This window comes from Heyndrickxia coagulans DSM 1 = ATCC 7050 (genome assembly GCF_000290615.1).
GTDB classification, from domain to species: domain Bacteria; phylum Bacillota; class Bacilli; order Bacillales; family Bacillaceae_C; genus Weizmannia; species Weizmannia coagulans.
The window spans coordinates 1-18,765 of record NZ_ALAS01000093.1; the positions used below are offsets into that span (position 1 = coordinate 1).

The following is an 18,765-nucleotide window of genomic DNA, read 5'->3' on the forward strand; positions in this document are numbered from 1 at the left end:
AAGTGAAGCACGGTAGCCGAAAGTGTACAAAAAGAGTGTCTTGGAATACCCGATATTTAAACCTTGTCGAGAAAAACTTGACACATACAGCCTGAAGCCGCCGGTTGTACAAGTAAAATCATTCGCGTTATACTATTAACGTACATATACATATTGGAGGTTTTTCCATGGTAAATGAAGAACGGTTAGTAAAAGAATTTTTGGAACTGGTCCAGGTGGATTCGGAAACCGGCCATGAAGAAGAAATTGGCAAGGTTTTAAAACAAAAATTTGAAGGCCTTGGCCTTGAAGTATATGAGGATGATACAAAAGCAAAAACGGGGCACGGCTTTGGCAACCTGATCTGCACTTTGAAAGGCAATGTCCCTGAAGCGGCGCCGATTTATTTTACTTCCCATATGGATACAGTCGTTCCGGGGAAAGGCATCAAACCGTCCATCAAAGACGGCTGGATCCGGTCAGACGGTACAACAATCCTCGGATCTGACGACAAAGCCGGGCTTTCCGCTATGCTGGAAATGATCCGGGTATTGAAAGAAGACCAAATCCGCCATGGGGATATCCAGTTTGTCATCACTGTTGGCGAAGAGTCCGGCCTTGTCGGTTCGCGCGCGCTCGATCCTTCGCTGTTAAAAGCGAAATACGGTTTTGCGCTTGACAGCGATGGCCCTGTTGGCACGATTGTGACGGCTGCCCCGACGCAGGCCAAAATCAAAACAACCATTTTAGGCAAAACCGCCCATGCCGGTGTCGCGCCGGAAAAAGGGATTTCCGCGATCACCATTGCCGCAAAAGCGATCTCAAAAATGCCGCTCGGCCGCATTGACAGTGAAACAACCGCAAATATCGGGCGCTTTGAAGGCGGCCAGGCAACCAATATCGTCTGCGACCGCGTCGATATTCTGGCGGAAGCCCGTTCGCTCGTTCCGGAAAAAATGGAAGCGCAGGTTGCCAAAATGAAAGCGGCTTTTGAACAGACGGCGCTTGAAATGGGCGGAAAAGCGGAAGTCGAAGTGAAGGTCATGTACCCGGGATTTAAATTCTCAGACGGCGACCAGGTGGTGGAAGTGGCCAAAAAAGCAGCGGCAAAAATCGGACGCGAGAGCAAGCTGGTGCAAAGCGGGGGCGGAAGCGATGCCAACGTCATTGCAGGTTTTAACATTCCGACGGTCAATCTCGGCACAGGATATGAAGAAATCCATACGACAAAGGAAAGGATCCCGGTTAAAGAACTGGTCAAACTGGCTGAGATGGCGGTTGCCATTGCGGAAGTGGCCGGCGGGGAGTAACAGGATTTGAGGCGGAAGCGGGATAACCGCTTCCTTTTTAAGAAAGGAAGCGATAAGTTGGAAGCGCTCAATAAATATATCATTTTTAAAACGGGGGAAGAGGAGTACGGCATTCATATCGGATCGGTCATCTCTGTTGAAAAAGCGCAAGCAGCCAATCCTGTCCCGAAACTGCCTGCATTTGTACGGGGCATCATGAAGGTGAGGGATGAACTGATCCCGATTATTGACGTCGCGCACTGTTTTTACCAGACACCGCTTTCCTCCATAGAGGACGCCCGCATGATCGTCGTCCGGACGGAAGCCATTCCGGTCGGCCTGCTCGTCAAAGAGGCAAACGATATTGTGGAAATACAGGAAGAAGAGAAAAAACAGATCGGCCTTGCCGGCTACGGGCGGACAAATTATTTTACGGCTGTCGCAAGTTTGAAGGACAGGCTGATTACCATTGTGGATGCCGATTTGTTTATGGCGTCGCTTGAAGGGATTGCAGACATTGCCGCTTATATGAAGGAAGCTGCCGAAAATTCGTGAAGCGCCGGAGTGGGTGAAGATGAAAGCATTTTATCCGAAAAACGGTCGTGTCATTTTGCATGTCGATATGAACAGTTTTTTCGCCTCGGTTGAAATGGCGGAAAACCCTGCGCTTAAAGGGAAGCCGCTGGCCGTTGCCGGGAATCCGAAAGAACGGAAGGGCATCATTGTGACGTGCAGCTATGAAGCGAGAAAATTTGGCGTAAAAACGACCATGCCGGTCTGGGAAGCAAAAAAACGCTGCCCGGATCTTTTAATCGTGCCGCCCCGTTTTGAACTGTATAAAAAAGCATCCGCCGAAATGTTTTCGATTCTCCGCGCGTACTCGCCTTTGGTCGAACCGGTTTCGATCGATGAAGGCTATGTGGACATTACCGGCCTGGAGGAACTGGGGACGCCGCCTGCCATTGCTGAATCGATCCAGCAGCAAATTCTTGCGGAACTCGATTTGCCGTCAAGCATCGGGATCGCCCCGAATAAATTTTTGGCGAAAACGGCGTCGGATATGAAAAAACCAATGGGCATCACCATTTTAAGAAAGCGGGATATTCCCCGTTTATTATGGCCGAAGCCGTTGATCGAGATGCACGGCGTAGGCGGCAAAACGGCGGAAAAGCTTAGCGCCCGCGGCCTTTTTACCATCGGCGATCTGGCGCATGCGGATGATTTTCTTTTAAAGCAGCTCCTCGGCATCCGCGGCATCCGTTTGAAAGAAAGGGCGAACGGGAGAGACCCGCGCCCTGTTGACCCCGAATCTATAAACGTCACCAAAAGCGTCGGGCGGATGGTGACGCTGCCCGAGGATACGGAGGAGGAACACCGCATCGATGCCGTATTGAAAAAGCTTGCGGATGAAACGGCGGAACGGATGAGAAAAAAGGAGGTTGCGGCAACCAATGTCGGCATCATGATCCGTTACGCGGACCGGAAAACAGTGACGAGGAGCAAAAAAAGCGCAGGGCCGGTTGAAAGCGGCGATGCGTTATTTCAAGCCGCCCGCACGCTTTTTATCCGGAACTGGAACGGTCAGCCCGTGCGCCTTTTGGGCATTACCGCGTCCGGTTTAACGGACCGCAAGGCGGAAGCGGAGCAGCTGAGCCTGTTTTCATATGAAGACGCAGCCAAAAAAGAGCCGCTGTATGAGGCAATCAGCCGGCTCCGCGAGAAATTCGGGGAGCAGATTATCCAAACCGGGAGAGAAGCGGGAAAGCCGCCGGATCCCCGCAAGTAATTACCGGCACACCCCATAAAAAAGGAACACGCCTTGCGCGTGTTCCTTTTTAACAGGTTCAGCAGTTCCCGACTTCCAGATCTTCGACCGGCCACCAGAAGAAGCCGTCTTTTTCCAGCAGTTCATCAGCTGCTTTCGGCCCCATCGAACCGGATTTGTAATTCGGGAATGAAATCGGCTTGTTTTCCCACACTTTTGAAATATTATCGACAAAGCTCCATGATAAGGCGACTTCATCCCAATGGGTAAAGTTGGTCGCGTCGCCCATCAGGCAGTCATGGATCAATTTTTCATAAGCTTCGGGCGTATTGATGCCGTTTTTGCTGCTGCTTGCAAAACTGAGCTGCACAGGGGTGGTTTCCATATGCTGGCCCGGTTTTTTGGCGTTCAGATGAAGCGAAATCCCTTCTTCCGGCTGGATATGGATGACAAGCAGATTCGGATTCAGTTCATGATTTGTATTGTAGTACAAATTCATCGGGATATCTTTAAACTGCACGACAATTTTCGTCGATTTTGTCGCCATCCGTTTGCCGGTACGGATGTAAAACGGCACGCCCGCCCATCTGAAATTATCAATCATCAGTTTCCCAGCGACAAACGTTTCGGTCCGGGAATCCGGCGCTACATTCAGCTCTTCCCGGTAACCCGGGACTTTCTTGCCGCCTATTTCGCCCGGGCCGTACTGGCCGCGCACGAAGTATGCCGGCACATCTTTTCCTTCAATGGGGCGCAAGGCACGCAGCACCCGCACTTTTTCGCTCCGGATCTCGTTTGTTGTCAGGCTGATCGGCGGTTCCATTGCAAGAAGCGCCACCATTTGCAGCATATGGTTTTGCACCATATCCCTGAGCGCCCCGCTCGCTTCGTAATACCGCGCTCGTTCTTCCACGCCGAGCATCTCGCTTGATGTAATCTGGATGTTGGAAATATAACGGTTGTTCCAAAGCGGCTCGAACAGGGCATTGGCAAACCGGATGACCTCAATATTTTGTACCATCGCTTTGCCTAAATAATGGTCGATTCGGTAAATCTGGTCTTCTGAAAAAGATTTCCGGATCTGGCTGTTCAGCTGTTTCGCTGATTCGAGGCTGTGCCCGAAAGGTTTTTCAATAACAAGCCGTTTAAACCCGTTTGTAGCGGTAAGCCCGTCACTTTTCAGATGGTCCGAAATCGTCCCGAAATATTCCGGGGCCATCGCCAAATAGAAGATGCGGTTGCCTTCCAGTTGGTACTTTTCATCCAGTTCATCCGCCAATTGCTTCAACTGTATGTATGAGTTGCTGTCTGTCACATCATGCGGCTGATAGTAAAAATGGGCGGCAAACGCTTCAAGCTGTTCAGCATGTTCTCTCGCGCTCAGAATGGAATCTTTGATATGCGCACGGAAGATTTCATCCGTCCATTCTCTTCTTGCCGTGCCGATCACGGCGAAATGCTCTGACAGCCTGCCTTTCCGGTATAAATTGTACAGGGAAGGAAACAGCTTGCGCTTCGCCAGATCACCTGTTGCGCCAAAAAGCATAAATAACGATTTCGGTGTCTCGGTTGTCTGCATCTTTCTTACCTCTCTTTGTTCAAAAAATCACGATTTAAGGCCGGCTTGTGTCCTGATACGGTTATCGTTTGCCTTGTTGTAGCCGTTTCATTTCAAAGGCAGGGAAAAATCATTTGTTTTTTCCGCTTTCCGGCTCCATTTCATTGTCACTATATTCTAGACTTTCACGGGCAAATACGCAAATGATATGCAATAGTTTCCTTTCCGTAAAATTATGATAAGATAGTTCTATATGTGCGGCCGGGATCCGGCAGGAAAGGGGGGGACATCATTTGGAAATTTTATTTTTAGGAACCGGCGCGGGTGTGCCTGCCAAAGCAAGAAACGTCACGTCCATTGCGCTCAAATTGCTGGAGGAACGAAATGCAATCTGGCTTTTTGACTGTGGGGAGGCAACACAACACCAGATTTTGCACACCAACATCAAACCGCGCAAAGTAGAAAAAATTTTTATCACCCACTTGCACGGCGACCATATTTTCGGGCTTCCCGGGTTTCTCGGGAGCCGGTCGTTCCAGGGCGGGAACGGTCCGCTTACCGTTTACGGCCCGAAAGGCACAAAAGCGTTTGTGGAAGTTTCCCTGAAGGTGAGCGAAACCCATCTGAAATATCCTTTGGAGATCATCGAAATTGAAGAAGGGACGGTATTTGAAGACGACCGCTTTATGGTTTGTGCCCTGCGGCTTGACCACGGGATCGAAAGCTTCGGCTACCGGATTGCCGAAAAAGACAAACCGGGCGCGCTGGATGCGGATCAATTGAAAAAAGAAGGGATCCGCCCGGGCCCTGTTTACCGGCTGCTGAAAGAAGGCCGGACGGTAACATTGGAAGACGGCCGCGTGATCAGCGGAAAAGATTATCTTGGCCCGGCGAAAAAGGGAAAGATCATTGCCATCCTTGGCGATACAAGGCCGAATGAGGCCGCAATCCGGCTCGCAGCCAATGCCGATCTTCTCATTCACGAAGCAACGTTTAACAAAGAGAGCGGGCAAATGGCGCATGATTATTTTCACTCGACGACGGCGGACGCGGCGCAAACGGCAAAGCAGGCGGAGGCAAAACGGCTGCTTCTCACCCATATCAGTGCCAGGTACGGAAAAGAAGACTGGCCGGCGCTTGAGCAGGAAGCGCAAGCATTATTCCCCGACAGCCTGCTTGTCCATGATTTGATGGAAGTGCCTGTTTTTTAAAGCAAAAAAAGCGGCTTGCCTGCCGCTTTTTTTGCTGCCGGTTATTCTCTTGCGGGGATTTCTTCTTCTGCGTTCGACAATTCATTTGCCCGCTTTGCTGCTGCTTTTACACAGTCAATGAAAGCTTGTTTGACCTCGCGTTCGTCAAGGACGCGGATCGCGGCTTCGGTGGTGCCGTTCGGGCTTGTGACGGCTTTTCGGAGCGCTTCCGGCGGTTGTGCTGAAGTTTTCAGCATTTCTGCTGCGCCGATGATCGTCTGGAGGATGAATTGTTTTGCCGTTTGTGCGTCGAGCCCGATTTCTGCAGCTGACTGCTGGAGCGCTTCGGCGATATAATAAATATACGCCGGCCCGCTCCCCGAAAGCCCGGTTACGGCATCGAGCTGTTCTTCTTTTACCGCGATGGCCATGCCGACTGTCGAAAAAATGGCAAACGCCCGGTGCCGGTGCTGTTTTGTCGCGGCGGCGTTAAAGGCGATGCCGGTTGCCGACAGCCCGACTTTCGCCGATGTGTTCGGCATCGCGCGCGCAACAGGAATGTGCCGGCCAATCTTGTTTTCGATAAACGGAATCGTGATGCCGGCCGCTACCGATACCAGCAGCGTGTCCGGGGATACGAGCGGCCGGACCGATTCGAGCACATCCGGGACGTCTTTCGGTTTTACAGCTAAGATGACCGCGTCCGGGCCTTCAAAAAGCTGGCTGAGGCCGTCTGCAGCCTGGATGCCGTATTTCTGTTCCAAAGTGTGGAGCCTTTTTTTGTTCGTGCGGTTATGGGCGCGGATGTCCCCAGGTTTTACGATTCTTTTTTCAAGCATGCCGCTGATCATCGCTTCGGCCATGGACCCGGCGCCAATAAATGAGATTTTCATGCAAATGCCTCCTTTCAAAGCAAAAAACCCCTTCATCCGTAAAGGACGAAAGGGCATGTTCCGCGGTACCACCTTTATTGCAGGAATCCATCCTGCATCTCATTTGGTTAACGGTTTTCATCCGGTTTGGTTTTGCCAAACAGCTCACAGGCAGGTTCGACCGGGCAGCGGATGGCGGAGTCTTCCAGCCTGAGAACCCCGCTCTCTTGCATCATACCTGGCTTACTGGTCCTGGTCACAGCCGATCGCTTATCAAAATGGTATTACTTATTATGAAGAAAAATCGGGGAGTTGTCAAGGATGGTTCCACGAATTTTCAGATAAAAAATCCGTGCCCGGCGTGCATGCCGCAATGAACGCCTGACGGGTGTAAGCATGAAAATTAGCCGGCGCCATTTTTCAGAATAGGCATCCATGCCACGGCAAACGGCACCAGCTGAGGAAAAATGGACAAGCACAAATTTTCAGGATAGAAGGGAGAAAATGGCAACATGGCAAATAAACGGATCCGGAAGAAAACGGTCGTGATTACCGGTGCTTCCGGCGGCCTCGGGGAAAAAATCGCCTTTGCCGCCGCCAAAAACGGGGCTAACCTTGTTCTGCTCGCCAGAAGCCTTGACAAACTTGAAAAAATCAAGGCGGAGATCGAAGCAGTTTACCCGGTTTCGTGTCTGGCCGTCCGCTGCGATGTGGCGGAACACGGCAAAATTCCTGCTGTTTTTGAAGCGATTTATAACCGCTGCGGCCATATTGATGTGCTCGTGAACAATGCCGGTTTCGGCGTTTTTGATGAAGTGCAGGATATCCGCATGGAGGATGTCAGGGGGATGTTTGATGTCAATGTCATCGGGCTCATTGCCTGCACCAAGGCGGTTGTCCCGCATATGCAAAAAAACCGCGCCGGCCATATTATCAATATTGCTTCCCAGGCGGCCAAAATGGCGACCCCGAAATCAAGCGTCTATGCGGCGAGCAAGTTTGCGGTGCGCGGCTTTACGGACAGCCTCCGCATGGAAATGGCGCGGTTCGGCGTCTATGTGACAGCCGTTCATCCCGGCCCGGTTGCAACCGGTTTTTTCGACATTGCCGACCGGTCCGGCACTTACCGGAAAAATATTGAAAAATGGATGCTGGATCCCGAAAAACTTGCAGAAAAAGTTACAGATACGATGCTTGTAAACCGGCGTGAAATCAATGCGCCAAAATGGATGAATGCATCCGCCACCATCCATGGGCTTTTCCCCGGGCTTGTGGAAAGGCTCGGACGACGGGCTTTCTTTAAAAAATAGCAGCCGGTGTGATGCGCGTTTTGGAAAAATATAGCCCCTCTGCCTGAAAAAACAATTGGCGAAAGAACGTATATTCGTTTATAATGAGGAATAGAATAAGAACTATAGTTCGTGTTGGTTGTTCAGTTTCTAAGGTAAGAGGGGTTGAAAGATGAGCCAGCGTGTGATTTTTCTCGTCGATATGCAGTCTTTTTATGCAAGTGTGGAAAAAGCCGATCATCCGGCATACAGGGATAAACCCGTAATTGTATCGGGCGATCCGGCGCGCCGGTCCGGGGTGGTGCTCGCTGCCTGCCCGCTCGCGAAAAAGCGCGGCGTGAAGAATGCGCTCCGCCTGTGGGAAGCGCAGCAGCTCTGCCCGGATGCCGTCATCGTCCGGCCGCGCATGCAGCGCTATCTCGATGTATCGGTGCAGATTTCTTCGATTCTTGCCCGCTATACGGATATGGTTGAACCGTATTCAGTTGACGAGCAGTTCATGGATGTAACGGGCAGCAGGCGGCTGTTCGGGGAGCCGCGCGAGATCGCCGCGCAAATCCAGCGGGACATCATGGAAGAAACCGGCGTGTATGCTCGCTGCGGGATCGGGCCAAACAAAGTGCTGGCGAAAATGGCGTGCGACCATTTTGCAAAGAAAAACAAAACCGGCATTTTTGAACTGGACCATCATCATCTCAAAACGCATTTATGGCCTTTGCCGGTTGGCAGGATGTTCGGTGTCGGCAGCCGGATGGAGCAGCATCTGAAGCGGCTCGGCATTTATACAATCGGCGCGCTTGCCTGCTTTCCGCTTGCCGTTTTAAAAAAACGGTGGGGGATTGGCGGCCAGGTGCTGTGGGAGACGGCAAACGGTATTGATGAGTCGCCCGTCTTGCGGGAATCGCACGCCGGGCAGAAAGCGATCGGGCATGCGATGACACTGCCGCGCGACTACGCCGATTTTGAGCATGAAATCAAAGTCGCCCTTCTTGAACTTTGCGAGGAAGTCTGTTTCCGGGCGCGTACTTCAGGCGTCATGGGCGCTTGTGTTTCGGTCGGCTGCCAGGGGGCGGATGATGCACATCCGTCCGGCTTTCACCGCCAGATGACGCTTGCGGCGCCGACAAACGGGACAATGGACGTTTACCGGGCGGCATGCCGGCTGTTTCTTTCGTTTTGGGACAAAAATCCGGTCCGCCGTATCAGCGTCGGGCTGTCGCGCCTGTCGCGGGATACTATCCGGCAGCTTGATCTGTTTGAAAACAGGGAGGGGGAAAGAAAGATCGGGTATGCGGTCGACCGTATCAAGCAGAAATACGGTTCCGGCGCCGTCATCCGCGCCGTGTCGCTGCTTGAGGCCGGTCAGGCGCTTGAACGTGCCAAAAAGATAGGAGGGCATTACAAATGAGCGTCCGCTTGCAGCGCGGCAACAAACTTTGGGAAGGGTCACGCATGTTTTTGCCCGAGCATAAGCAGGCGCTTTTAAAATGGCAGAAAGAACAGGAGAAACAGGCAAAACCCGAACTCGATGAGCAGCAGCTTGAAGAGATGAACCGCATGCTCGTATCTGCCTGCCGGCTGCACGTGCCGGTTACGGTCCGTTTCTTTGAAGCGGGGGATTTTCTTACAGCCACCGGTACCATTACAAAATTCCAGCCGCTTGAAAAAAAGCTGGAGCTGGCAGGGGAGACAGGGGAGCGGATATCGATCAAACTTTCCGCGGTGACGGAAGTGGAGCAGGCATGAAAAAAACCGGCAAGCCTGAAAAGACCTGCCGGGCGGATTGTTTTCGTACGGGCGATGCAGGGAAATGCGGCAAAAAGCAGCATTCCATGAAACAGCATCCGTCCGTTTTTTGTGGATTACCGTTTTCTTGCTTGAATGAGCGCCTGCTGCACGACCCAGTTTTGGGGAAACGGATTGCCGAGCACCCAGTAGCTGATTCCGCGCAGCCCGTATTCGTTCAGCAAATTGATTTTTGCCCGCATGCTGCGCGCGTCTTCAAACCAGACTTCATGCTGCTGGCCTGATGCATCGGTGTAACGGAAATAAGGCGCCTGGTCGGTCGGGTGGTAGCGGATGTCAGCCCCGTACTGTGCCGCCAGGGAAACAGCTTCCTGCGGGCTGATCGTGCGCGCCGTTGTGCCTGCGCGCCAAGGGATTCTCCAGTCGCGCCCGTAAAGCGGCGCCCCCATCATGATTTTATTCCGCGGAATGACGGTAACGGCATAGTCAAGGACACGCCTCACTTCAGGAATCGGGGCGATGGCACGTGGCCTGCCGCCGGCCCATCCCCATTCATACGTCATCAAAATAACAAAATCAACGATCGCCCCGTGTGCGCCGTAATCGTGGGCTTCGTAAAGCAGCCCCGGCTGCGTGCCGGAAATTTTCGGCGCAAGCGCAGTCGAGACGAGCAGGCCTTCCGGGCGGAACCGGCGGACGACGCGCCTGAGAAACGCCGTATAACGGTCGCGGTCTTCCGGATACACGTATTCAAAATCAAAATTGATGCCCCTGTACCCTTTTTGCCGCATCGTGGCGAGAAGATTGCTGATCAAAGTTTCCTGCAATGTTTCATTGCGAAGCAGCCGGGCAGCCAGATCGGAGCTGAATCCTTCCGAAGTGAAATTGGCCAGGATTAAAAGTGGAAGGACGCCGTTTGCTTCCGCTGCCTGAAGGACGGAGCGGTCGTTGAGCGACGTCAGGCTGCCGTCTTCGCGGAATGTATAGCGGAAAGGGGACAAGTACGTAAAATACAGCCCGAGCTGGTAAACTTCGGCGGTGCCCGCAGCGCCGAACCTGGTTGTATAGGCATTGACTTCTTTTACAGGGCGGCCGGGTGCGGGCACACGCAGCACCTGGCCAGCGGAAAGAGCCGTGCTGGGCAGCCGGTTCGCCTGGATAATGGCCCCCATGTCCGTCCCGTAAGTACGGGCAATGCTGTATAAAGTTTCACCTTGTGTTACCGTATGGTTCCGGTAGGGGATAAAAAGCACCTGCCCCGGAAAAAGCAAGGCGGGGTTGCGGAGCTGGTTGGCGTTTATAAGCGCTTGTGCCGGAACGCCGAGGCGTGCGGCAATCGTGCCGAGCTGGTCCCCTTCCTGGACGATGTACTGAAAGAACCGGTCAGGAACGGCAAGCGCCTGGCCGGGGACGAGCGGGGATGATGCAGTCAGCCCGTTTGCCAAAAAAAGCTGGGCAAGATCGGCATCGAGGCGGTTTGCAATCCGCCAAAGGGTATCGCCTTGCTGTACGGTATAGATTTCCATCATAGACACTCCCTGTTTTGATAGGCTCCTATACCATATTCAGCCACATGGGCGGACGTTCGCAAAAAAATGGCATTAAAGCTTACGGGGCGCCGCCATTTTTTCAAGAAATTCATCAATCGCCTGTTCATACTGTTCGCGGTTTAAGTTGAGCGACTGGGCGTGGGCGCCGTTTTCGGCAATAAACAGCTGCTTCGGCCCTTTTTTCTTTTCATACAGCGCTTTGGTCATCGCGGGCGGAATGTAGTCGTCCTTGGCGCTGTGGATAAAGAGGACCGGCTGTTTGATCCGGCCGACTACATCAATCGGCGACACACGGCGGAGCGAGTAGCCGTCACGGATGCGGACAAAAAAATCGGCAAGCGGAAAAAAACATTTTCCGGGAAGCCGCGTTTCCCGCGTAAATTCCCGGATCAATTGCGCCCGGAACGAGGAAAACGGGCAGTCGGCGATGTAAAAATCGGCGCGGCCGCAAAGCTCGCCGGCATACAGTAGGAGCGTGGCGGCGCCCATCGATTCGCCGTGGATCCCGAAAAAGATGCCGTCCCCTTCGCGCCGGATCAGTTCATCCGCTACCGCTTTTAAGTCATGCTTTTCATAGTATCCGTAGCTCGTTGTACTGCCCCCGGATTCCCCGTGGCGGCGGTGGTCATAGAGGACAGCGTTAAAGCCCCGTTTCAAGAACAGGTTCATATATTTAACGGAATTCATTTTGTTTTCCGTTACGCCATGGCAAAAAATCATCCATTTTTTCGACTCGGGAAACGGCTTTACAAAAACCGATTTGAGTTTGTAACCGAATGGGGACGGAATAAACACTTCTTCTTTCGGCAATGCTTCGTACGCTTTAAGATCCAGCCTTTTCGCTGCCACTTCACGGCTTATGACAAGGCTGTCCTCTTTTTTTCGGATATGCATCACCCGCTCTGACATGTAAAAGCCGATCCCGCCTGCAGCAAGCGCTGCTGCCGTGCAGGGCAGGGAGAACCACTTTTTCATCAAAATCCCTCCTCATGATGAAGTAAAAAGATGCCGGATTTAATAAGCGGAAAGAAAAAACCGGCGCAAGTTTCCGGTTGCGCCGGTTTATTTTCAGGCTCCTGCCGCTTTTCCGGATGGATCTTTTTTTGAAAGCGGCAACGGGCTTTCCGGCCGGTTTGTCCTGCTTTGCCCGTCCCAGTCAGGACGCCCCGGCATCCGGCCCTTTCAGGTTCATCAGTTTTTGTTTCAGTTCGTTTTCCATCGTCGCCAGTTCCTGTTCGGCCTGGAACCGCCGGCTTCTTCCTTCCTGCTGGATGCGCAGCGTTTCTTCGAGCGTTGAAATCAGGCTTTCCTGCGTTTTTTTCAACGTTTCAATGTCGACAAGGCCGCGCTCATTTTCCTGTGCCGTTTCGATCGTGTTCGATTTCAGCATTTCGGCGTTGCGCAGCAGAAGTTCATTGGTCGTTTTGGACACCTGTTTTTGCGCTTCGACCGCATGGCGCTGGCGGATAAGCGTCAGCGCAATCGCAATCTGGTTTTTCCATAGTGGGATGGCCGTCATGATAGAAGACTGGATTTTTTCAGCCAGCGTCTGATTTGTGTTTTGGATCAGCCGGATTTGCGGCGCGCTCTGGATCGTGATTTGCCGGCTTAATTTTAAGTCGTGCAGCCGTTTTTCAAGCCGGTCGGCAAACTGGATCATGTCGTTGACTTCCTGGAAGGCCATCTGGTCGCCGGTTGCTTCTGCTTTTTTCTTCATTTCAGGAATCGTTTTTGTGTTCAGTTCCTCAAGCTTCAGTTCGCCGGCTGCAATATAAATATTAAGTGCATGGAAATAATCTTTGTTTTTTTCATACAGCTGTTCGAGCAGCTGGATATCTTTCAGCAATGTCTTTTTCGAGAGGTCGAGCTTTACGCTGATGCGGTCGATCTGCGCGCTCGTTTTCTGGTATTTTGAAAGCAGTTCCTGCACCGAATTGGAAATTTTTCCGAACATGCGCGAAAAGAAGTTTTTCTTTTCCGGGGCGAGTTCTTCGGGATTCACCTGCTCAAGTTTTTTCATCAGGTCATTTAATATATCGCCGATTTCCCCGATATCTTTTTTTTGGACCTGGTCAAGCATGGCATGCGAGAAATTCAGCAGCTTCGATTGCGCCTGCGTGCCATATAAAATGACGGCCTGGTGATTGGCCGGGTCAATTTGTTTTGCGAGTTCGTATGCCTTTTGCCTGTTTTCCTCCGGCAGCATATCCACAAGGCGGGACGGTTTTGCTCCGGCAGCAGGCTCTGTTTTCTGCCCTTCTTCCGGCAGCATGGCGTCACGCGCGCCGAACGGATCGGCAAGCAGGTCATCCAGCCCGCCGCTTGTTGGTTCCTGCCAAAGTTCTTTATCTGCTGTCACTTTTTTGCACTCCTTTCATGCCTGGAAGGGGATTTGCGTTCGATCGTGTGCCTGGCGTATGCCAGTTCGTAATCGAGCTCGTCCATATCCGTTGAAAGCATATGGTACAGATCTTTCTCTGTTTCACGTCCCAATTGCTTTAACGTTTCTTCCGTTTCCCGGATTTGCACGGCCATTTCTTTGTTTTTCACAGGCTGGGATTGCAGGAGGGCATATTTTTCCGCAAGCTCCGCCATCGAATCCAAATGGTAAAAATAAAAGGATTCAGCCTGATAGAAACGTTTCGGCTCTTTTTTGACCAGTGCCTGTATTTTCCTGATGACTTTATTCATATCATAAAAAAGTTTGAACGTGCTGATTGAACGGACGGATAAAAAAGTTTTTTGCAGCCGCCTGATTTTTTCGTCCGCTTCTTTCAGGTTTTTCCGGATATACTGATAATCTTTCCGCGTCAGCTGCTGCGCTTTCAGAAAACGCCGGAACATCTGCCACTTCACAAGCCGGTTGATCAGAAAGCCGCCGGCAAGCGAAAGCAAAAGCGACAGCCAGAACAGATGGCCGGATGAAAAATAAATGGCGAGAAAGAGAAGAAAAACGCTGAGAATGGTCATCACGGTGCGAATCACCGTACCAATAAAGAATTTCATCATCGACACCCCTGATCACGATCTTGGTTGATTCGGCCATAAGTCTTATACGAAAAGCAGCCCCGGAAGGATTCAAAAACCTTGCAAATTTCTTCTTTAACGCTACTATACCAGAGATACCGCATTGATTTAAAGAGAGAAACCAGCATCCGGAAAAATTTTTCAGCCCGGGAAAGCCCGGTTTCCCTATGAACGGACCGCCTGATGGATGATGAAGCGCCGGTAAATGTATTATAATGAAAAAAGAAGATGGAAGAAGGGCGGTGAAAGCGGTTTGCAAAATGCCTCCGGCTGCATTTGCGGCATGCGGGCTTTGCAAACGGCGGAAAATGGCAAAAAAGAGACAGGCGCAACAAAAAGGAAAACAGGATGAGAAAGTGCGGCTGGAGGATGCGCTGCAAAAAGATGTGCTCGAAAAATTGAGGCAGGCAAAGCAGGAACTTGCAGCAGCGGAAGCAGAAAAAAAGAGGGCGGAAGAAGAACGGAAAAGAAAAGAACGGAAGCAGCGCGAGCGGAACAAATCGTTTGCGGAACTACTGGAAGAATCCGATTTGGATTGGAAACGATATAAAGGCTAAAAAAGATGGCAATAGGACAGGCATTCGCTTTCACGCAACTGCCTGTCCTATTTATGACGCCCTGATTTTCATTTGCCGTATGCAAGGAAATTCTTCCTTTGTACGGGGAAAACGGATGATTTCCGGCATAACCAAGAAAGAATGGCCGGGACATGGTAAATAAGTAAACAGAAAAAAGCAAAGAACGCGATGCATTCTTTGCCGAAAACAGATTACCGGTGCGCCTCGTACCGGTTTTGCTTGGTGAGTTCGCGCAGAAGCCGGTGCTCATCCGGTGTAAGCGGCGCAGCGTTTACGGCTTTTGCATTGGCCCGCACCTGGTCCGGGGAACTGGCGCCGGCAACCACGGCGGCAACCGGAGGGCAGGCGAGATCATATTGGAGCGCAAGTTCAAGCATCGTGCGCCCGCCGGTTAAAAGCGTATTTTTAATCTTCTCAAGAAGGGCGGCGATTTCTTCATGGCGGTAATCAAGATAGCCGCCTGCCGGAATCTTTTCCGCCAGGCCGCTTAAAATTCCTTTTGCGACCGGGCCTCTTGCGACAATACTGATGCCGTTTTCGCCCAAAAGCGTCGTGATTGCCTCTTCCGGCCGCCGGTCAAGCAGGCTGTACTGCATCATGACGCTTGTGATGGATGATTTTTTCACATATTCGCGGATAACGTTCGGGCGGATGGAAGAAATGCCGTAAGCGCGGATGATGCCTTCCGCCTTCAATTCCTCGAACGCTTCGATCGTTTCGTCTATCGGGTCTTCGATCGTGCCGCCGTGTAGCTGGTACAAATCGATATAGTCCGTGCCGAGGCGTTTCAGACTTTGTTTTGCTGCTTCTTTTATGTATGCTTTGGAAGCATCCCAGCGCCACGTTTTGCCGTCTTCATTCCAGCGGTTTCCGGCTTTTGTGGCAATGACCACTTCGCTGCGCACAGGTTTAAGCGCTTCTGCGACCAGTTTTTCATTCACCCCGTGATCATAAAGGTCGGCCGTGTCAAAATAGTTGATGCCTGCTTCAAGCGCGGCTTCAATCACAGCCCGCGCTTTTTCCGGATCCGTACCGAGCGACATGCAGCCGAGCCCGAGCTTTGAAACATATAAATCTGAATTTCCCAACCGGTTTTTTTCCATGTTTTCCTGCCTCCTTTTTTTTATTGTATAAAAGGGGCGGGGGAAAATACAAACGTGGGGACAGAACCTTTAGGAGGAAGCTGTTTTTGCAACCCATTCGGCGACCGTTTCATATTTTTTGCGGTATGTTTTCAACCTGTCGCGAATTTCCCATGCTTTTCCCTTCATAAGGATGCCTTTCGGATGGACGATGATGATCATGAAGCTTTCCCTCCCGGAACAGTCTGTTTTTTATGGTAAAATATATGCGTCAGTTTCAGATGAAGAACAAAAGGAGCCGGGTAACATGCATAAATATGAAGAGAGAACATTGAAGACGGAAGAAATTTTCAACGGCAAAATTTTGCACGTGCAAGTCCTGGAGGTTGAACTGCCGGACGGAAAAACGTCGAAACGCGAGGTTATCAAGCACCCCGGCGCCGTCTGTGTGCTTGCGGTCACAAATGAGCATAAAGTGGTGATGGTGGAACAATACCGGAAAGCGGCTGAACGCGCGCTCATTGAAATTCCGGCGGGGAAGCTCGAACCGGGGGAAGATCCGCTTGAAGCGGCAAAACGAGAACTGGAGGAAGAAACCGGTTATGCCTGCGCAAAATTAGAACCGGTAACCGCTTTTTATACGTCACCGGGCTTTGCGGATGAATATATCCGCCTTTATGCCGGAACCGGCCTTGAAAAGCTTTCCGATCCAAAAGCGGGCGATGATGATGAATTTGTCGATATTTTGGAACTAGGCATGGATGAAGCCAAGGAAATGATCCGGTCGGGGAAAATATGTGACGCCAAAACATTGGTAGCCCTCCAGCACTGGATGCTTGAAGAGGCTTTAAAATGAGTGCCGGCCCGTACTTTGCAGATTTGCACATCCACATCGGGCGCACGAAAACGGGAAGGCCTGTTAAAATTACGGGGGCAAAAAGCCTGACGCTTGAAAATATATTAAAGGCGGCCAAACAGCCGAAAGGGCTCGATCTCATCGGGGTGATCGACTGCCATGTCCCGGAAGTCAGGGAAGAGATCAAGGCGCTTCTTACAGCCGGCGAACTGGTGCAGCTTGATGAAGGCGGCTTCCTCTACCAGGGGGAAGTCACGCTGATTCCCGGTATTGAAATGGAGGTATATGATGAAAACTGCCGCGGGCCGGTCCATCTGCTCAGCTATTTTCCGGATATGGACGCACTCGGCAAGTTTTCCGAATGGTATGGCGGGCGCGTGTCCAATCCGCATTTAAGTACACAGCGGGTCTGCGCAGAGGCCCGGAAAGTGCAGGAAAAAACGAAAGAACTCTCCGGGATGTTTATTCCCGCGCATGTATTTACCCCCTTTAAGAGCCTTTATGGAAAAGGCGTGGAACGGTCGCTAACAGAAGTGCTTGACCCGGATCTGATAGATGCTGTGGAATTGGGATTGAGTTCTGATACCGCCATGGCTGATAAAATCAGCGAGCTGCACCGCTATCCGTTCGTGACAAATTCAGACGCCCACTCCCTCGGCAAAATGGCCAGGGAATACCAAAAATTGCTGCTGGAATCGCCGGGGTTTACAGGGCTGTTAAAAGCTTTGCGCGGCGAAGGAGAAAACCGGATTGCCGCCAATTACGGCTTAAACCCGAAACTCGGGAAATATTATACAACGACGTGCGCCAAATGCCGGAACCCTGTTTCAAACGGCCCGTGCCCGTATTGCGGGTCGCACTTGAAAACAAAAGGTGTCTCGGAAAGAATAGAAGAGCTGGCAGACGCCCATTCGCATCCTGCCCGGCCGCCCTACATCCACCAGGTACCGCTTGATTTTTTGCCGGGGCTCGGCCCGAAAACGATGGGCAGGCTGCTGAGCCATTTTGGGACGGAGATGAATATTTTGCACCGGGTGCCGGCATCCGCCCTGAAAAGCGTTGTAAAACCGCCGCTTTCGGAACTGATCTTAAAACAGCGTTCCGGGGGATTGGCGTTTGAGGCCGGCGGGGGCGGAAAATATGGCAGGGTAAAGAATCCAAAGCCGGAATAGTTTCGCTCCGGTTTTGGACTTTTTTCATAAACGGCTCTTTCCTTTCATAGATTAATAGCAAGTGCTAATCTTTTGAAGGAGGGGACGCCGCTCATGAAGCAAATTGCCCTGCAAAATCCTGTCAGCCGCCATATCCGGGAAAACTTCTCTATTTATGCATTTGTCATCGCGTTGTTCCTGATGGGCGTCATTTTTGGCGCCGTCATCGTCAACAGCCTGTCGATCGCACAGAAAGAAGACTTGTTTTTTTATTTAAAGCAATTTTTCGGACAAGTCTCAACCGGCAAACTTGCCGCGCCTGAGGACCTGTTCCGTTCAAGCTTCCTGCACAATTTGAAATTTCTCGGCCTCATCTGGCTGCTCGGGATTTCGATCATCGGCCTGCCGCTCATTCTTGTTCTCTTATTTTTAAAGGGGCTTGTCGTCGGGTTTTCGATCGGTTTTCTTGTCAACCAGATGAAATGGGGCGGTTTTTTGCTATCATTTGTGACCGTTCTCCCACAAAATTTGCTGATCATTCCTTTGTTTATTTTTACTTCGGTGATGGCTGTCATGTTTTCCTTGAACCTGATCCGGAAAATTTTTATGAAACAGGCTGCCCACTTTGCTTTTTTTCAATTGTTTTTAAGGTATTGCAGCGCGCTTCTCGTTGTTTTTATTGCATCCCTCGCGGCCGCCTGCATTGAGGCTTATCTTTCTCCGCAGCTGATGCAGGCCGTGATGAAGATAATCCATTAAAATCATTCTTAAATAATAAATGTTGCTTTTAACTGTTTATAATCATTTCATTTTGACTATTCCCCTTAATCTGC

General features: G+C 51.3%; 19 protein-coding genes. 11 read left to right on the forward strand and 8 right to left on the reverse strand.

Going from position 1 to position 18,765, the window contains the following annotated elements:
- Positions 1-167 precede the first annotated feature (167 nt).
- The 3 genes from IC21_RS04000 to IC21_RS04010 are packed head-to-tail and all read left to right on the forward strand — an operon-like array spanning position 168 to position 3,054.
- Positions 168-1,289 (forward strand): tripeptidase T, encoded by a 1,122-nt coding sequence (locus IC21_RS04000; RefSeq protein ID WP_019720629.1) that lies wholly within the window; start codon positions 168-170, stop codon positions 1,287-1,289.
- Positions 1,290-1,295: 6 nt separating this feature from the next.
- Entirely contained in the window at positions 1,296-1,823 is a 528-nt protein-coding gene (locus tag IC21_RS04005; RefSeq protein ID WP_080588404.1) for a chemotaxis protein CheW, read from the forward strand.
- Positions 1,824-1,842: 19 nt separating this feature from the next.
- Entirely contained in the window at positions 1,843-3,054 is a 1,212-nt protein-coding gene (locus IC21_RS04010) for a DNA polymerase IV (RefSeq protein ID WP_029142079.1), read from the forward strand.
- 58 nt (positions 3,055-3,112) lie between these two features.
- Here IC21_RS04010 and zwf read toward each other — a convergent pair whose 3' ends face one another.
- Complete coding sequence (gene zwf / locus IC21_RS04015) at positions 3,113-4,612, reverse strand: glucose-6-phosphate dehydrogenase (RefSeq protein ID WP_029142080.1); 1,500 nt, start codon at positions 4,610-4,612, stop codon at positions 3,113-3,115.
- Positions 4,613-4,884: 272 nt separating this feature from the next.
- On the opposite strand from zwf, the gene rnz reads away from it, so the two are divergent.
- Positions 4,885-5,802, forward strand: a complete 918-nt coding sequence (gene rnz, locus IC21_RS04020; RefSeq protein ID WP_017553637.1) for a ribonuclease Z — start codon at positions 4,885-4,887, stop codon at positions 5,800-5,802.
- 41 nt (positions 5,803-5,843) lie between these two features.
- Here rnz and proC read toward each other — a convergent pair whose 3' ends face one another.
- Entirely contained in the window at positions 5,844-6,674 is an 831-nt protein-coding gene (proC, locus tag IC21_RS04025) for a pyrroline-5-carboxylate reductase (protein WP_019720634.1), read from the reverse strand.
- 491 nt (positions 6,675-7,165) lie between these two features.
- Here proC and IC21_RS04030 point away from each other — a divergent pair, with 491 nt between their 5' ends.
- The 3 genes from IC21_RS04030 (at position 7,166) to IC21_RS04040 (ending at position 9,688) form a co-directional block, all read left to right on the forward strand.
- Positions 7,166-7,963: an SDR family NAD(P)-dependent oxidoreductase gene (locus IC21_RS04030; protein WP_019720637.1), complete on the forward strand. Its 798-nt coding sequence runs from the start codon at positions 7,166-7,168 to the stop codon at positions 7,961-7,963.
- A 151-nt stretch (positions 7,964-8,114) separates the two neighbouring features.
- Entirely contained in the window at positions 8,115-9,350 is a 1,236-nt protein-coding gene (locus IC21_RS04035) for a DNA polymerase IV (RefSeq protein ID WP_013859577.1), read from the forward strand.
- A complete protein-coding gene (locus tag IC21_RS04040) occupies positions 9,347-9,688 on the forward strand; it encodes a YolD-like family protein (protein WP_029142081.1) in 342 nt (113 codons plus the stop codon). The genes IC21_RS04035 and IC21_RS04040 overlap by 4 nt, the downstream gene beginning before the upstream one ends.
- Before the next feature lie 116 nt (positions 9,689-9,804).
- On the opposite strand, the gene IC21_RS04045 is transcribed toward IC21_RS04040, so the two are convergent.
- From IC21_RS04045 to IC21_RS04060, 4 genes are all read right to left on the reverse strand, one after another.
- Entirely contained in the window at positions 9,805-11,214 is a 1,410-nt protein-coding gene (locus IC21_RS04045) for a glycoside hydrolase family 18 protein (RefSeq protein WP_029142082.1), read from the reverse strand.
- Between the two features lie 75 nt (positions 11,215-11,289).
- Positions 11,290-12,213, reverse strand: coding sequence for an alpha/beta hydrolase (locus IC21_RS04050; protein WP_029142083.1), 924 nt, complete (start codon positions 12,211-12,213; stop codon positions 11,290-11,292).
- Between the two features lie 181 nt (positions 12,214-12,394).
- On the reverse strand, positions 12,395-13,597 hold the full coding sequence (locus tag IC21_RS04055) for a toxic anion resistance protein (RefSeq protein ID WP_013859573.1): 1,203 nt from the start codon (positions 13,595-13,597) through the stop codon (positions 12,395-12,397).
- Positions 13,594-14,244, reverse strand: coding sequence for a 5-bromo-4-chloroindolyl phosphate hydrolysis family protein (locus tag IC21_RS04060; protein ID WP_017553629.1), 651 nt, complete (start codon positions 14,242-14,244; stop codon positions 13,594-13,596). Before IC21_RS04060 ends, IC21_RS04055 begins: the two co-directional genes overlap by 4 nt.
- A gap of 236 nt (positions 14,245-14,480) precedes the next feature.
- Between IC21_RS04060 and IC21_RS04065 the strand changes: the two genes are divergently transcribed.
- On the forward strand, positions 14,481-14,822 hold the full coding sequence (locus IC21_RS04065) for a YqkE family protein (RefSeq protein ID WP_013859571.1): 342 nt from the start codon (positions 14,481-14,483) through the stop codon (positions 14,820-14,822).
- A gap of 212 nt (positions 14,823-15,034) precedes the next feature.
- On the opposite strand, the gene IC21_RS04070 is transcribed toward IC21_RS04065, so the two are convergent.
- Together IC21_RS04070 and mciZ are read right to left on the reverse strand one after the other, a co-directional pair.
- Positions 15,035-15,946 (reverse strand): aldo/keto reductase, encoded by a 912-nt coding sequence (locus IC21_RS04070; RefSeq protein ID WP_029142084.1) that lies wholly within the window; start codon positions 15,944-15,946, stop codon positions 15,035-15,037.
- A 69-nt stretch (positions 15,947-16,015) separates the two neighbouring features.
- Positions 16,016-16,147, reverse strand: coding sequence for a Z-ring formation inhibitor MciZ (gene mciZ / locus IC21_RS04075; protein WP_013859569.1), 132 nt, complete (start codon positions 16,145-16,147; stop codon positions 16,016-16,018).
- 85 nt (positions 16,148-16,232) lie between these two features.
- Here mciZ and IC21_RS04080 point away from each other — a divergent pair, with 85 nt between their 5' ends.
- From IC21_RS04080 to spoIIM, 3 genes are all read left to right on the forward strand, one after another.
- Entirely contained in the window at positions 16,233-16,781 is a 549-nt protein-coding gene (locus IC21_RS04080; RefSeq protein WP_029142085.1) for an NUDIX hydrolase, read from the forward strand.
- Positions 16,778-17,953: an endonuclease Q family protein gene (locus IC21_RS04085; RefSeq protein ID WP_019720466.1), complete on the forward strand. Its 1,176-nt coding sequence runs from the start codon at positions 16,778-16,780 to the stop codon at positions 17,951-17,953. Before IC21_RS04080 ends, IC21_RS04085 begins: the two co-directional genes overlap by 4 nt.
- 93 nt (positions 17,954-18,046) lie before the next feature.
- The gene (gene spoIIM, locus IC21_RS04090; protein WP_029142086.1) at positions 18,047-18,691 is read left to right on the forward strand and encodes a stage II sporulation protein M; all 645 of its coding nucleotides are present in this window, start codon (positions 18,047-18,049) and stop codon (positions 18,689-18,691) included.
- The last annotated feature ends 74 nt before the right edge of the window (positions 18,692-18,765 follow it).

What these genes read in the sequence shown, in the direction of transcription:
- mciZ (WP_013859569.1), bottom strand. Translation starts at nt 16,147, where the DNA reads ATGATCATCATCGTCCATCCGAAAGGCATCCTTATGAAGGGAAAAGCA.
- IC21_RS04065 (WP_013859571.1), top strand. Translation starts at nt 14,481, where the DNA reads ATGAAAAAAGAAGATGGAAGAAGGGCGGTGAAAGCGGTTTGCAAAATG.
- IC21_RS04035 (WP_013859577.1), top strand. Translation starts at nt 8,115, where the DNA reads ATGAGCCAGCGTGTGATTTTTCTCGTCGATATGCAGTCTTTTTATGCA.
- IC21_RS04040 (WP_029142081.1), top strand. Translation starts at nt 9,347, where the DNA reads ATGAGCGTCCGCTTGCAGCGCGGCAACAAACTTTGGGAAGGGTCACGC.
- IC21_RS04060 (WP_017553629.1), bottom strand. Translation starts at nt 14,244, where the DNA reads ATGAAATTCTTTATTGGTACGGTGATTCGCACCGTGATGACCATTCTC.
- IC21_RS04000 (WP_019720629.1), top strand. Translation starts at nt 168, where the DNA reads ATGGTAAATGAAGAACGGTTAGTAAAAGAATTTTTGGAACTGGTCCAG.
- IC21_RS04045 (WP_029142082.1), bottom strand. Translation starts at nt 11,214, where the DNA reads ATGGAAATCTATACCGTACAGCAAGGCGATACCCTTTGGCGGATTGCA.
- spoIIM (WP_029142086.1), top strand. Translation starts at nt 18,047, where the DNA reads ATGAAGCAAATTGCCCTGCAAAATCCTGTCAGCCGCCATATCCGGGAA.
- proC (WP_019720634.1), bottom strand. Translation starts at nt 6,674, where the DNA reads ATGAAAATCTCATTTATTGGCGCCGGGTCCATGGCCGAAGCGATGATC.
- zwf (WP_029142080.1), bottom strand. Translation starts at nt 4,612, where the DNA reads ATGCAGACAACCGAGACACCGAAATCGTTATTTATGCTTTTTGGCGCA.
- IC21_RS04070 (WP_029142084.1), bottom strand. Translation starts at nt 15,946, where the DNA reads ATGGAAAAAAACCGGTTGGGAAATTCAGATTTATATGTTTCAAAGCTC.
- IC21_RS04010 (WP_029142079.1), top strand. Translation starts at nt 1,843, where the DNA reads ATGAAAGCATTTTATCCGAAAAACGGTCGTGTCATTTTGCATGTCGAT.
- IC21_RS04085 (WP_019720466.1), top strand. Translation starts at nt 16,778, where the DNA reads ATGAGTGCCGGCCCGTACTTTGCAGATTTGCACATCCACATCGGGCGC.
- IC21_RS04050 (WP_029142083.1), bottom strand. Translation starts at nt 12,213, where the DNA reads ATGAAAAAGTGGTTCTCCCTGCCCTGCACGGCAGCAGCGCTTGCTGCA.
- IC21_RS04030 (WP_019720637.1), top strand. Translation starts at nt 7,166, where the DNA reads ATGGCAAATAAACGGATCCGGAAGAAAACGGTCGTGATTACCGGTGCT.
- IC21_RS04080 (WP_029142085.1), top strand. Translation starts at nt 16,233, where the DNA reads ATGCATAAATATGAAGAGAGAACATTGAAGACGGAAGAAATTTTCAAC.